The organism is Prolixibacteraceae bacterium (assembly GCA_019856515.1).
In the GTDB taxonomy this organism is placed as follows: domain Bacteria; phylum Bacteroidota; class Bacteroidia; order Bacteroidales; family Prolixibacteraceae; genus Halosquirtibacter; species Halosquirtibacter xylanolyticus.
Genome location: CP082230.1, coordinates 101,679 through 116,260 on the forward strand (window position 1 = coordinate 101,679; position 14,582 = coordinate 116,260).

General features: G+C 34.9%; 7 protein-coding genes. All 7 read left to right on the forward strand.

Going from position 1 to position 14,582, the window contains the following annotated elements:
- Window positions 1–423: 423 nt before the first annotated feature.
- The 7 genes from K5X82_00375 (at window position 424) to K5X82_00405 (ending at window position 14,575) form a co-directional block, all read left to right on the forward strand.
- Window positions 424–2,289 (forward strand): 4Fe-4S binding protein, encoded by a 1,866-nt coding sequence (locus K5X82_00375; GenBank protein ID QZT37363.1) that lies wholly within the window; start codon window positions 424–426, stop codon window positions 2,287–2,289.
- A gap of 25 nt (window positions 2,290–2,314) precedes the next feature.
- Window positions 2,315–5,302 (forward strand): SusC/RagA family TonB-linked outer membrane protein, encoded by a 2,988-nt coding sequence (locus K5X82_00380; protein QZT37364.1) that lies wholly within the window; start codon window positions 2,315–2,317, stop codon window positions 5,300–5,302.
- A 13-nt stretch (window positions 5,303–5,315) separates the two neighbouring features.
- Window positions 5,316–6,770 (forward strand): RagB/SusD family nutrient uptake outer membrane protein, encoded by a 1,455-nt coding sequence (locus K5X82_00385; protein ID QZT37365.1) that lies wholly within the window; start codon window positions 5,316–5,318, stop codon window positions 6,768–6,770.
- Between the two features lie 45 nt (window positions 6,771–6,815).
- Window positions 6,816–8,348 carry a hypothetical protein gene (locus K5X82_00390; protein ID QZT37366.1) on the forward strand — a complete coding sequence of 511 codons (1,533 nt, stop codon included), beginning with the start codon at window positions 6,816–6,818 and terminating at the stop codon, window positions 8,346–8,348.
- 75 nt (window positions 8,349–8,423) lie between these two features.
- Window positions 8,424–10,757 (forward strand): zinc-dependent metalloprotease, encoded by a 2,334-nt coding sequence (locus tag K5X82_00395; GenBank protein QZT37367.1) that lies wholly within the window; start codon window positions 8,424–8,426, stop codon window positions 10,755–10,757.
- A gap of 73 nt (window positions 10,758–10,830) precedes the next feature.
- Complete coding sequence (locus K5X82_00400; GenBank protein ID QZT37368.1) at window positions 10,831–12,978, forward strand: S46 family peptidase; 2,148 nt, start codon at window positions 10,831–10,833, stop codon at window positions 12,976–12,978.
- Between the two features lie 208 nt (window positions 12,979–13,186).
- On the forward strand, window positions 13,187–14,575 hold the full coding sequence (locus K5X82_00405; GenBank protein QZT37369.1) for a BamA/TamA family outer membrane protein: 1,389 nt from the start codon (window positions 13,187–13,189) through the stop codon (window positions 14,573–14,575).
- Window positions 14,576–14,582 lie beyond the last annotated feature (7 nt).

Sequence of the window (14,582 nt, forward strand, 5' to 3'; positions counted from 1 at the left end):
TCACAGATACTTTAATAAGCGTTATTTAAAAACGACGTGATATATATTGATGGAGAAATAGACATGGAATTATTATCAATGTTCGATTGGTTACTCTTTGGTCTATTTTTGCATTCCATTGAAGTGTTTATTTGTAAGTAATTTGTGATTTGTTCTGTTAGTTTAAAAGAAGATCTATGTGTCTTCTTTTGATTTATGTGTAGTGTTGATTCGTAAAGGTATAAAATCGTACAGTAAGATCATTTCTGCTTGTTCTTTGGAATAATTCTAGTTAGTTGTGCATATTGTTGATTTTTAGTTTAATATGACATGTTTTTTTGTCTTGTTCTCTGATTGTGAGGTTTCATATGACTATATGAAACGATGATTGTGTGTTATATCGTAATATTTGTTCTCGATGTAATAAATAATTGTCAAATCATTATGAGTAAGAGAAAAGGTAGTAAAATAAGAAAGGGAATTCAACTCTTAATATTAGGTGCAATTTTAGTTTTCTTCATTTTACAGCAGGTGGGATGGAAAGAAGTCGATTTTGAATCTTATTGTCCAATGGGAGGAATACAGTCAATCTTGACTTTAATGCAGGATGGTATAATTGCATGTAATATGACTTTTACTCAGATGGTAATGGGAGTGTTATTTATTGTAATGATATTCATTCTCGGAAAACTTTATTGTAGTTATTTATGTCCAATTGGAACTGTTTCTGAATGGATTGGACGAATTGGAGACAAATACAATTTGCGTAGAGATATTAATGGAGTTCCTGATAAACTATTACGTGCGCTAAAGTATGTACTGTTATTTTTTACAATAACCATTACGTTGAAAACAGGCGAGTTATTTTGCAAGCAATATGATCCGTTTTATGCATCAATAACGATGTTTGGTCACAGAGTAAACTATCTTTTTGCAACAATCTCCATTTTATTAATGGTATTAGGTTCATTGATGTATCGACTGTTCTGGTGTAAGTACTTATGTCCTTTGGGAGCAATATCAAATATTTTCAAGTATTGGATCGGCGTAGTAAGTGTCATGTTGATTTTGATTACAGTTTACTTCTTTGAACTGGGCGTTGATATCTCTTATGTTGTTGCTGTGATATGTATTGTTGGATATGTGGTTGAGATATATAGGTTAAAAACGACAGTAAAATCGGTGTTGAAAATAACGAGGCATACCAACATATGTATTGACTGTGGTCTATGTTCAAGAACTTGTCCACAAGGTATTGATGTTGCCGATTTAAGTGTCGTAAAACATCCTGATTGTAATATATGTGGAGATTGTGTCTCTTCATGTCCAAAGCCTGGTGCCTTGACCTTTAATGATAAGTTGAAGATGCAATGGTTGCCTGCGGTTATTGTTATTGCTCTATTCTTTACAGGCGTGATTCTGGGAAGCCTTTATGACCTGCCAACTGTTTCGAAACAATGGGGAAGTCAAGATGAAATTAATAATTCTAAAACTGTAAGGATTGATCACTTGTCACACTTGAAGTGTTTTAGCAGCTCCATGGGATTTGTGCGACAAATGAAGGAAGTGAAAGGTATTACAGGTGTTGATACGTACATAAAAGATAGAACAGCAATAATTAGTTATGATACCACTAAGCTAAAGGCTGTACAGATAAGAAAGATGCTTTATGCAAGAAGTAAACAATTTGTTCAAAAACCAAAGCTTGATGAAGATTTGGTAGTGTATAAACTTCGATTGTCGAAGTATATCGACAAAGAGGATCTTAAAGACATGGCCAAAGGTCTGAAAGATAAAGGTATTTATCAGCTCGAGACTCAGTTTGATACTGAGATTCGTTTATTGGCTTTTTGTAGTCCTAAACTGAGTGAGAATCAGGTTAAAGATTTATTTCATTCAGTGGATGATGGTAAGTTTAAAGTTGCACATATAACAACTTCTTCAGTACCTATTAATGGGAAAGGATTAATGAAGAGAACATTTAAGAACTATAAGGCCACATTTAATAAGTACAAATCATTTAATAAAGAGGAAATAGGAGTTGTACAATTTGATGTGTTGGAATTTCCTAAGAATGAACAGATGTTTCAACTACTTGCGAATCATTTAGGAAAGAGATATTTAACAACAGTTGCGATGGTGGCAAGATATGATGAAAAAGCCACTTTATCGATCTATTATGTCAAAAATACAATTGAACCAGCCTTAATTAATGAGTGGATTAATCAGCCAGAACTTTCTCTTGTTTATACCACTGGAGAGAAAGAAAATGTAATTAACCCATTTAAATTTAATAAGATAACAGAATAATAAAGAGTAATCAAAACCAACATAAATGAAGCCTATCATTTTAATTTTATTGTCATTTTTTATAACATGTTCAGCTTGGGCACAAGGACGGTTGGTCAAGGGACACGTTATTGAAGCAGGGAAGGGGTTACCTATGCCAGGAGTAACCGTAATTGAAAAAGGAACGTCAAATGGCGTTGTGACTGACCTAGATGGGAATTACACATTGCGGTTAAAACAAAAAGAATCCACATTGATTTTCTCTTATCTAGCTTTTGAAACACAATTTGTTGCAGCCCAAGGTAGTGAAATAAAAACGGTCCGATTAAAATCACAAAAGCAAAAAATTGATGAAGTGGTTGTGATGGGATATGGTAGTGTTAAATCAAAAGAGTCTATTGTAGGTTCAGTTGAGCAAGTTAAATCAAAAGAACTTCTTCAGTTCAGTAATGCACAGAGTGTTGATCAGATGCTTGAAGGACAAGTAGCAGGTGTGCAAATTGAGTCTGATAGCGGTGATCCAACAAGTCCTGTTAAAGTTCGTATTCGAGGGAATAATTCTCTACCAGGGACTGGTTCAACTTTTACAGCCTCTAGTGAGCCTTTGTATATCTTGGATGGGGTACCACTTGTTGAGGCATTAAACCCAAATAATGATAGCGGAACTGGGCAAAACGAAGATGTTGTGATCAATCCACTAGCCCTAATTAATCCTGAAGATATTGAGTCGGTATCAATTCTTAAGGATGCCTCAGCAGCGGCAATATATGGTGCAAATGCAGCAAACGGTGTGATAATCATCACGACGAAAAAAGGAGTCAAAGGACAAACTAAGGTTACCTTTTCACAGAAGATGTTGTACTCTACACCGATTGATAAAATACAGTATCTTAATACGGAACAGTATGCGGAACTGTGTCATGAATTTTACCGCAATAGTGGCTATGCGGAAGAAGATATTCCTAGTTTAGTTGGTCCAACTGATGTTTACACTGATTGGCAGGCCCTGACACAACAGAATGCGATGTCTCGTCGTACCAATGTTGGCATTTCAGGAGGAGGAAATCGTTCAACATTTAGGTTATCCCTAGGCTATAATAGTAATGAAACAACAACAAAGGGGAATGATTTTCAATCTACCACGATGCGACTCAGTTTAACTCAGAAGCTTACAGATAATATTACATTAATCTATAATGGAGGACTTTCATCTTTTAAAACAGATAAGTATAGTGGTTTTGCGACATATGCTTATAAACCGAATATCTCTCCTTATGATGAGAATGGTAATTATACACAAATGGATACATATGCCAATCCATTAGCTGATATTGAACAAAATACGAATAATTCAAAGAAATTTTATTCTAACAATAGTTTGAATTTAAAGGCAAAGATTTCTAAGAATTGGAGCGCTTCATCTCTATTGGGGATTGATTACACTCAAACCAAAAACTATACCTTTTATTCGAAAGAAAATGGTAGGGGGAGAAAAAAAAATGGCTTCATAAAAGAAAGTCGTCTGGAAGATTTCAATTGGGTTAATTACAATCAGATCGAGTATAATGGAAGCTATTTGCGTCATACTCTTACCGGTTCTATCGGGATGCAGCTGTCTAAAGACGATAGAAATGGTTTGACTGTTACGCAAGAGAACCTTATTACTGAGAAAATAACGATTCCTGGTACTGGATCAAGTGATGAAGATACGAAAGCAAGTGGTACTACTAGTCAATCCGCAAATTTATCCTATTATGGACGTTTAAACTATGACTTTGCAAAAAAATACTTCCTTTCTATAAGCTATCGAAGCGATGCTTCGTCCTATTTTGGTGGAGATAAAAAGCAAGAGAATTTTATGTCTTTAGGTGGTTCGTGGATTGTCTCCAAAGAGAATTTTTGGAGAGAAAACGAGATCATCAACTTTTTGAAGATAAAAACCTCTTATGGAAAGCTTGGAAATGCAAGAGTAGGTTCATATTCTGCGAATGGTATTTACAGCTACAACACTTCGTCTGATTATAATGGAAATCTAGTCGCAACTCCTAATACGCCTCCAAATCCCGATTTAGGATGGCAAAAGACTTATAAGTTTAACTTGGCACTGTCCATGAAGGTCTTTAAGAAGTTCGGGATAGATATTGATTACTATAATAATAAGACAAAAGATGGAATTATGTCTTTAAAAGTTGCTCCTGAGACAGGATGGACTTCTATTCCTGTCAATAGTGCTAATTTGACTAATTATGGGGTGGATATGACCTTAAAGGCAAATAATATTTCTTTAGGAAGTATTAAGTGGACATCTAATTTTAATATAGGATTAAATCGTAATCGCTTAGATGAATTAACCCAATATGAGGATCAACTTATTCAAGGCAATACAGGATTAATCGTCGGGGAATCAACCTCTATTATTATGGGAAGCAAATATGCAGGAGTAAATTCTCAAACTGGTGATCCGATGTGGTATTTAAAAGATGGTACTGCAACAGATGACTATAGCCTTATATCTGGTGACCCGACACAAAAAGTGATTATTGGACAAAGTAGCCCAGACTTTATTGGCGGTTTTTCGAATAGTTTTAGTTATAAAGGATTCAGTTTCAGTTTTATGTTAACCTACGAGTATGGTGCAGATAAAATGATGCCATATCCGTCAAGAGATATGATGAATCCCAAGACCTTCCATCTATATAATAAGAGTGTGAATATGGTGGATCGTTGGCAAAAGCCTGGTGATATTACTGATGTCCCACGATTGGATCAAAACATTTCTTTTAATGCTTATAGTGACCAATTTATGTATGATATGACCAATATTTCATTGCGTTCTATCTCTCTCAACTATCAGATTCCTAGTCGTTTTTGTGAGTCAATATATTTGAATAATGCATCTGTTGGAGTGAATGTTACAAATGTTTTTACATGGTATAAAGAAAAAACTCCAGAAGGTCGGAATGGTATTGAAGAGTATCGTTACCCATTTCCTCAGTCGAGAACTTTTGCTTTTCAATTAAATATAGGACTATAATTATAAGTGAGTTATGAAAACAATAAACTATAAACAGATTACGACTTGGATGGCTTCTGTAGTCCTATGCTTTTTAACTAGTTGTTCTAGTTTCTTAGATGTCGATGACGATACAAAGGTTTCAAACGATGAAATTTTTAGTACTATAGGAGGTGTGGCTGAAGCATTAAATGGAACCTACTATTTAATGGGAGATTTTTCTTACTATGGTTGTCAAATGATGGTGTTACCAGGAATAAAAGGTGGAAATTTGAATGTGAATGACTTAACAAATCAATCGCCATTTTCATTTAATTATATTCCTTCTTATGAGTTCTCTCATCAAGTGGCAGGAGATGATGACTACTCTAGTGATATATATGCCTCAATTTATGCTGTAATAAATGCTGCAAATAACATTATTAATAGCATTAATTCAGTAACAGATGGTACTGAAAAACAGAAGGTGCAAGCGTTAGCTGAAGCTAAGGCAATACGAGCTCTTGCTCATTTCGATTTAGCACGTCTTTTTGCACAACCTTATGGCTATACAGCTAATGCACAACATATTGGAATTGCATACTTAGAAAAGAACTTAAAGTATGACGAATATGCTTTAAGAGGTTTGCTATACGATAATTATGAATCTATCATTTGGGATCTTTTATATGCAGAGTCGAACCTAGGTACTCCCTTAAATTCTGATAATGCTAGGAACCTTAAGGGATATTTCTCAAAAGCTGCTGCTCAGGCTTTATTAGCAAGAATCTATTTGTATAAGCAAGATTGGAACAAGGCCATTGAATATGCAAATAAAGTGATAAACAGTGGAGCTTACATTTTGTTAGATCAAAACGAGGTACCTTCTTATTATGAGAATAATATGGAAACAAGAGAAGATATCTTTATAATGGACAATAATGGACGTAATATTGCTGCACCAGTTTCTGATAGAATTGGGATAAAAGATAATCGAACACAAATTTATTTAACTCCAAGTGAGGATATAAGACAGTTGTTCGATCAGAAAGATATTAGAGGTTCTTTGTTTGGCATTCAAATGGAAAAAACTCTTACTAAGAAGTGGGTAGAGTTTGCAGGTGATAAAGATCACTATACTCCAATTATTCGTTTAGCCGAATTATATCTTATACGAGCAGAAGCATCGATGAACTTACCATCTCCAAATGAAGTCCAAGCGCGATCAGATCTTGATCGAATAAAGCAGAGAGCTAACCCTGAAGCTTTACCCACCCAATTATCTGGAACTCTTTTGAAGGAAGATATTTTTAATGAGCGTCGACGAGAATTGTGCTTTGAGGGCCATCTCTTTTTTGATATTGTAAGGCAGGGACGTAATCTAAATAGAGTAGATTGTAATGCACTAAGGAATGTAAATATGTCTTATCCAAGCAATTTATTCATTCTTCCTATCCCTAAAGATGCAATGAATTATAATCCTTATATGATACAAAATCCCGGATATTAGAGTTCTCAGTATAACGTAATATAAAACCATTTAATTTTATTGATAATGAAGCTTAATCAATTTAAACTATTGTGGCTAGTTAGTGCCATAGTATTATTCTTTTCATGTAAAAAAGAGGAAGTGCAAATAATTCCTCAAATATCATTAGAAACAACAGAAACTACAATTGCTGAGAATGCAACATCTGCATTGGTAGTGACTGTTAAATCTAATATAACAGTTAATACTCCATTAGAAGTAAAACTTCAAGTATCAGGGACAGCAATTGCTGGTGTAAATTATCAAACATTACCAGAAAGTGTAGTGATTCCTGCAAATCAAAGTTCTGTTAAACTATTTGTTAACCCAATTAATGTGTCAACTATTGAGGCAAACAAAGTCGTTAAGATTGAAGTTGCCCCTTCTGCAATATATCAGATAGGCACACCTACTGCGGTAGAGATTACAATTGAGGACAATCAAACTCCTGCATCTGATGCTCCTGAGGTGTCTTTTGCAACGACTTCAGTTCTAACGAACCTATATTTAGAAGAAGAACATGTGATCTCAGTTGGTTTGAGCAAATCTTTGGCTAGTGATATCACTATTCCTTTTGAGATTTCAGGAACATTAGTGGAAGGTACTGATTATGTTGTGGAGGGAATAACTGCAAATCAGATTACTATTCCTGCAGGGAATGTCTCTGCAAATTTTACGGTGCATTTTAAGAACAATAGTGTTGTGGGGATGGATAAGTCCTCTGTTATTTCATTCGCAGCTCCTGTTGTAACAGATTATGCTATAAAGGCAAGTGACAATAAGTTAACTCTTAGAGCAGTAGATCCTCAGGTTGATTTTTCTTCATGGTTTAATGATGCCAACCAGTTTGATTATTTATATGCGAGTTGGAACACATCGGATACCAAGTATATAGTGGATGCGGACGCATATTTCTTAAAACGATATTATTACAATAGTTCAACTTCAGGTTGGTCTACTCTTTCTGGAGAGACCTATTTACATGTTTCTGGAAGAGATAGCAACCAATTTGAAGAGGTTGTGAATCAATTTAAGAAAGAGTTGGGAGGAAAAGGTATTGATATCCAAGAGCAGGAAAGGTATGAATATCAATGTGGCGATCTCTTAGGTCTAGCTAGATTCTTTTCGAATGAAGCAACTTATCAGAAGGCACCTTTCCGCTCTACTAAAGGATGGTTCCGTTTTGCGTCAAAAGATGCACGTAGCCCTGAAGGGGCTGTAATTATTCCACAGCAAACACTAAAAGTTTATACCTTAAAAGAGGGGGTAGATTGGAAAGCTAAAACAACTGTGGATCACAATGGATCAACGGAAAGTCATTATTTCTGGTATGAGGATTCTCGTAATACTGTCGGAAATATTGAAAATTCTACCAATGTAAATACTGTCTTAGTTGAGGTGGAAAGATCTGTTGGAACATATAATACTGCTACAAAAGAGATTATTGTAGATGTTAAATTCACCTGTGCGGATGCAGGATTAAATATTGATCCTAAGTATTATATTGAGAAAGATGGTGATACTTATACAATACGTATCAAGTATATAAACAGATATTAATTCTTTTTTATCTCATTACAAGGAGTTCTTCTCTTTGTAATGAGATGTTTAATTATTTTGCAACAATTAAAATATATGTTGAAAGTGCGATCTCTAATTCTATTTATGTTATTTATCCTTTCAGTAGAGGGGTATTCAACGACTCAAACACAAGAGCGTCAGAAAGAAGAAGTAAGCCGATCGTTTATGACCATAAAAAAGAATGGGGATAAACTATTATTAGAAGTGCCTAAGAAATTATTTGGTGTCCCAATTTTAATGGCATGTCGTGTAGAGAGTGTGAGTTCTAATCGTATGATTGCAGCTGGGCAGATGAGACACAATCCTATTGTTGTAAAATGGGATCTTAAAGATAAGATGCTCATTTTACAACAACAGGATGTAACGAATATGATTGATGTTGATGATCCGATATATCCGTCGTTTAAGCTCAATAGACAAGGAACAATCTTAGAATCATTTAGATATAAGACATACGATAGATCAACGGAGTGTTATGTTATTGATGTAACAAAATTTGTACATAATCCTCTACCAATAATTTCTCCTTTTGGAGGGAGAGCTGCCCCAGGGAGGTTAATCCCAACTTTAACAAGTACATTGGATATACGTAATTATGATCAGAATATTGAGTTGGTAACAGAGATGCACTTCTCAGGAAGAAAGGAACCTTTTAGTTGTCGTCTTCATCGCTCATTTTTACTGCTAGATAAAGATATGATGAGACCACGTTTATCTAGTGATAAAATCGGTTATTACGATGTGAAGAAAGAAGAGTTGTCTTCGGAGACATTGGGGGGACGTAATTTTGGATATATAAAACGCTGGAGAATCGAACCAAAGGGGGCGGATATCGAAGCTTATAAACAAGGTGAATTGGTGGTTCCAAAGAAGCAGATTGTGTTCTATGTTGATAGTGCATTTCCTGAGAAGTGGCGAAAATATATTAAACTTGGGATTGAAGACTGGCAAATTGCTTTCGAAAAAATTGGGTTTAAAGATGCGATTGTAGCTAAAGACTATCCAAAACATGTTGGTCCTTATGAAATGAGTGATATTACCAAATCATGCTTTAGATATGTTGTTTCAGACAAAGCAAATGCTATGGGGAATGCATGGGTTGATCCTAGATCTGGAGAGATTCTTCAGGGTAATATATTATGGTATCATGGCGTTTTTTCTAAACTATATAAATGGCGATTTGTGCAAACTGCTGCAAATGATCCTTCTATACGTTGTGACATGGAACATGTTGAAGAGAAAGTGATGGGAGATCTGATTCGCTATGCTGCAGCACATGAAATAGGACATGCTTTAGGACTAAAGCACAACTATCGTGCTTCTTTTGGTTATCCTGTCGATTCATTGCGTTCTCCGACTTTTACAGCTACTTATGGAACAGCTGCTTCTATCATGGATTATGCACGAAATAATTATGTGGCACAACCGAAAGATCACGGTGTTTCACTTACTCCTCCAATTTTAGGATTATATGATATTTTCTCTATTAAGTGGGGATATAAGCCTATATATGATGTAGCATCGACACAGGATGAAGTAGAGATACTATCTGATTGGATTACGGCACATGCCGAAGATGATATGTATCTTTTCAAGACCAAAAATGGGATGGGGGATGGATGTCTCGATCCCGCTGCACAGACTGAGGCATTAGGAGACGATATTGTGAAAGCATCAGAGTATGGTGTCAGTAACATTAAAGTGATTTTAGACAATTTATATGAATGGACGAATGCATCGAATCATTCACTGGATTACTTTCGTGAAATGTATGATGCCGTAATGAAGCAGTATGGACAGTATCTGAAGCATGCCACTACAATGATTGGTGGAGTGTATGAATTCCATGAAAGAACTCATCATTATCCAGAGTTATATCATCCCGTTAGTAAAGTGGATCAAAAGGCAGCGTTAGATTTTATAATGAATCAGTTATTGACTTATTACGAATGGAGTAATGATGAGAAGATTACGAATCATTTAGGTAACATGCATCGTGAGATTGTAAAGGGGCAAGAAAAGTGTTTGAAAGGGTTAGTTGATAGAGCTGTGTTGTATCGACTTTTTAGCTGTTCTCAGATGATGGATAAGCCTTTTTCTGTAGGAGAATATCTTGATCAAATAACAAATACTTTGTTTCAGTTGTCAAAGAAAGACGAACGAAAATTTTGGATTCAGAACCTTCAGGTGGTATATGTGAAGCAGCTTTTAAACGAGTTGAATGAGTATAAGTTGAAGCAAGGGGATCTTTTTGCAAATGTTGTTATTGCAGACATTCTATATGAGCTTTCTGACATAAAAAAAGATGTTATTAGGAAAGCTTCTAAGAGTAGTGGAAAACTAGAAAAACATTATTCGTTTTTATCTTTCTTACTAACGGAGATTTAGATTACACAAAAGAAACCTGTGTAAATAATTTAAAGTTGTATTCGTATACTTACTGAAGTAAATAAAGACTACTATGACCAAAAAAATAATACTATTCTTCTGTTTTATAAATATTACTTTTAATGCAATAGGAGATGAAGGAATGTGGATTCCTGCACAATTAAAGTCAGATGTTTTACAGAAGATGACTTCTATGGGGCTTCATCTTTCTGGAGAGCAGATATATCGTGTCGGAGAGAAAAGCCTTAATGATGCAATTGTTGGGCTTGGAACTAAGCGCAATCCTTTAGGTTTTTCAGCAACGGGATCGTTTATTGGAGATAGAGGTTTGGTTTTGACTAATCACCATTGTGCTGTATCTTACCTACAAAAACATAGTTCAATAACAAAAAACTATTTAAAGGAAGGATTTTATGCTAAAACACCAAATGAAGAGCTGCCAGCTGAAGGATTAACCCTTTCAAGACTGGTACGAATGGAGGATGTAACATCTAGAATTTTAAGTGGATGTGACACATTGTCTCACAATGCAATCCAGAAACTTATCCAAAAGAGAGGAAAAGAAATGGTTGCTCAAGCCAATGAAAATGGGAGGTATCGTTCAGTTATTAAACCATATTTTAGTGGAGCACAGTATTATTTAGAGGTATATCAAGTTTATTCAGACGTACGGATTGTCGCAATGCCTCCAGTGTCTATAGGTAAATTTGGAGGAGAAAAAGATAATTGGAATTGGCCAAGAAATTCTGCGGACTTCTGTATTTTAAGGGTGTATGGTGAGAATGAAAACAGTTCACAGAACTATTCAGTGAATAATCAACCAATTGTTTCTCCAAACTACATACATTTGTCAGAAGGAGGTGTTGACGAAGGTGATTTTACAATGGTTTATGGTTTTCCTGCAAATACAAAAAAGTTTTTAACGGCAAAAGCAATAGATCAATTAGTTCATATCACTAATCATCATGCTGTCGCTATACGTAAAGCGAAAGTCTCTGTTTTAGAAAAGAAAATGGCTGAGAAGAGTACGACATGGTTAAAATACCAAAGCTACTACAGTCAAATGTCAAATAAATTATTACGTTGGCAAGGTGAAATATATGGCATTGATCAATATGATCTAGTTGCTATGAAGAGAGATTTTGAAGATCGCTATGAGAAATGGGTAAATGCATCTGAAATCAGAAAGAGCAAATATGGCAAAGTACTTCCGAGTATTCGTTACTATTGTGGTCAATTAGATAGCTTGGAGAAAGTGAATACTTATGTTATGGAAGCAGGTATTGGGAGTGCTAACCTTATTTCATTTGTTGCTAAATTTGATATGCTTAATGCCATTTGTTCAAGAAAGAGCGTGAATCAAAAAAGGTTAGATAAAGAACTAGTTAGATTAAAAAAAATAGTTGCTGATTTCTATGATTCTTATGAATTAGAGGTAGAAAAAGAACTTTTATCTTCTAGTTTGATTCTTTTTAGCCAGAATGTAGGGGTTGATAATAAACCACTATCATTAGTGAAGGCGGAGGCTGAGTATAAAGGGCAAATCAACAAATATGTGAAACACTTGATGAAGAAATCATTGTTCACTAATGAAAAGAAGATTAATAATTTCATTAAGCATTATCAAAAGGAGGATGTGGAGAAACTGCAAAAAGATCCTTTGTTTGATTTAAGTATCAACTTTTATCTTCTGAATAGAGACAAAGTTTATGGACAGAGGGTAAAGATAAGACGTAAATACGGGAAGTATCATAGGCTATATGTTCAATCGATAAAGGAAATGTTTCAAAATAAACCTCTTGCACCTGATGCTAACCGAAGTTTAAGAATTGCCTTTGGAAAAGTAAAAGGATACAACCTGCATCATGTTGCCTATGACTACAAGAGCACTATTAGAACTCTCTTTGATAAATATAAATCGGATTCATTAAACTATTCTTTACCAGATACATTCGTGGAAAATATTTCAAGCAATGATTACGACATTCCTACATGCTTTATTACTGATGTACACACAACTGGAGGAAATTCAGGAAGTCCAGTACTAAATTCTAATGGAGAATTAGTCGGGTTAAACTTTGATAGAGTTAAAACTGGTGTTGTGTCTGACTATCAATATTTACCAGAGCTAAGTCGTCAGATCTCTGTGGATGTTAGATATATTCGCTATGTATTAAAGAGCTATCTAAATGCTGAGCCACTTCTAGAAGAATGGAAGTGATTCTATAATCCCATCATCGATAAATATATGAGCCACATAAGCTATTTAGTTTATGTGGTTTTTTGTAATTGGTTGATATATAGTAAAATTGAACTTTATTAATGAAGTCCTGTTTCATAGGTAGAGTGCAGGCCTCTTTCTCTAATTGGGTGATGAGGTGTCACCAATGTGGGTACATGTGATTAAAAGTTTAATAAAAATCATGCTTATGAAACGTTTTCTTATTACAACTGTTATTGCCATTTTCTTTGTGAACTTAAGTTTTGGACAGGTTGATAAATGGTCTGATCCGAAATTAAATCCTGATAATTTCACTTTGCTTGATGGATTCAAGAAAAAGAAGATGGAAAAGATGCTTAAAGAGGGTAAAAATGATGAAGTGAAAAAGAAGCAAGAAGAGGCAAAGAATAAGAAAGTTTATTCTGTTTTTCTTCCTGTAGTAGCGTATAATCCTTTTACGAGTCTAATTCTTGGTGTTGGAGGAAATTTGTCTACTAAGTTTGGGGATTCATCTACGACAAGATTTTCGAATTTTGTTCCGTCTTATACCTATACATTGAATAATCAACAGACTTTCCGTCTTAACTCAAATTTATATACCAATAATAATGATTATTACATTTTTAGTTCCTTGATGTGGGCGATGGCTCCACAAAGTACTTATGGTGTTGGAGGTGATAACCCTGAAGATTGGAAAACAATTGTAGAGCCAAAGACATTTAAAGTTGTTTTAAGAGCTTATAAGAAGATTAAAGAGAATATATATATTGGAGTAAACTATTCATTAGATTGGAAATATCAAATTGAAGATGAAGATGCGGTGGATATTCAGAATATTATATCTAGCAGCCCTGATGCAACGACAGCTAGTGATGCAATCGACAAAGAGTTTAATGATGGATTAGATGAGTTCTGGGTAACTGAGGGAATTAATTATTCTGGTTTTGAAGCAGAATACGATCCGTCAAATGCAGTTGCACTTCAGCAGAAGTATTATTATACTCCTTTTGGAGATTATAACTATGGAACGGGTGATCATTCGGTTGCTTCTGGTATTGGAGTGAATTTTTTACTTGATTCAAGAGATAATGTAAACTCTACATATGAAGGAGCTTATGTCAATGTAGCATATACCTATTATGGTGAGTGGTTAGGTAGTACAAGTGATTTTCAGAGTCTATTAATTGATGCAAGGTATCATATCCCGTTATGTGAAAATAAGCGTCAGGTTTTAGCTTTTTGGGGGATGGCAAATTTAACGTTTGGAGATACTCCATATTTTAGCTTGCCACGTATTGGAGGTGATGATTGGTATACATCAGGTCGTGGTTATACTGCAGGCCGATATCTTGGAGAAAAACTGTTGTACGCTGAAGCTGAATACCGAATTAATGTAAAGAAATGGTTTGGTTTAACTGGTTTTATCAATGCTCACTCTGTAACAGAAGACAATGATAAATTTGAATATGTGAATGTAGCTGGTGGTATTGGTTTTAGGGCTCGTATTCTAAAATCTAGAACAGATATCAATGCAGACTTTGGTTATGGTAAAGAAGGGTCTCATGGGGTTTACCTACGTTTTACTCAAGCATTCTAAAGTATTT

Coding starts and splice junctions, on each gene's coding strand:
- K5X82_00385 (QZT37365.1), top strand. CDS start 5,316: ATGAAAACAATAAACTATAAACAGATTACGACTTGGATGGCTTCTGTA.
- K5X82_00380 (QZT37364.1), top strand. CDS start 2,315: ATGAAGCCTATCATTTTAATTTTATTGTCATTTTTTATAACATGTTCA.
- K5X82_00405 (QZT37369.1), top strand. CDS start 13,187: ATGAAACGTTTTCTTATTACAACTGTTATTGCCATTTTCTTTGTGAAC.
- K5X82_00395 (QZT37367.1), top strand. CDS start 8,424: ATGTTGAAAGTGCGATCTCTAATTCTATTTATGTTATTTATCCTTTCA.
- K5X82_00375 (QZT37363.1), top strand. CDS start 424: ATGAGTAAGAGAAAAGGTAGTAAAATAAGAAAGGGAATTCAACTCTTA.
- K5X82_00400 (QZT37368.1), top strand. CDS start 10,831: ATGACCAAAAAAATAATACTATTCTTCTGTTTTATAAATATTACTTTT.
- K5X82_00390 (QZT37366.1), top strand. CDS start 6,816: ATGAAGCTTAATCAATTTAAACTATTGTGGCTAGTTAGTGCCATAGTA.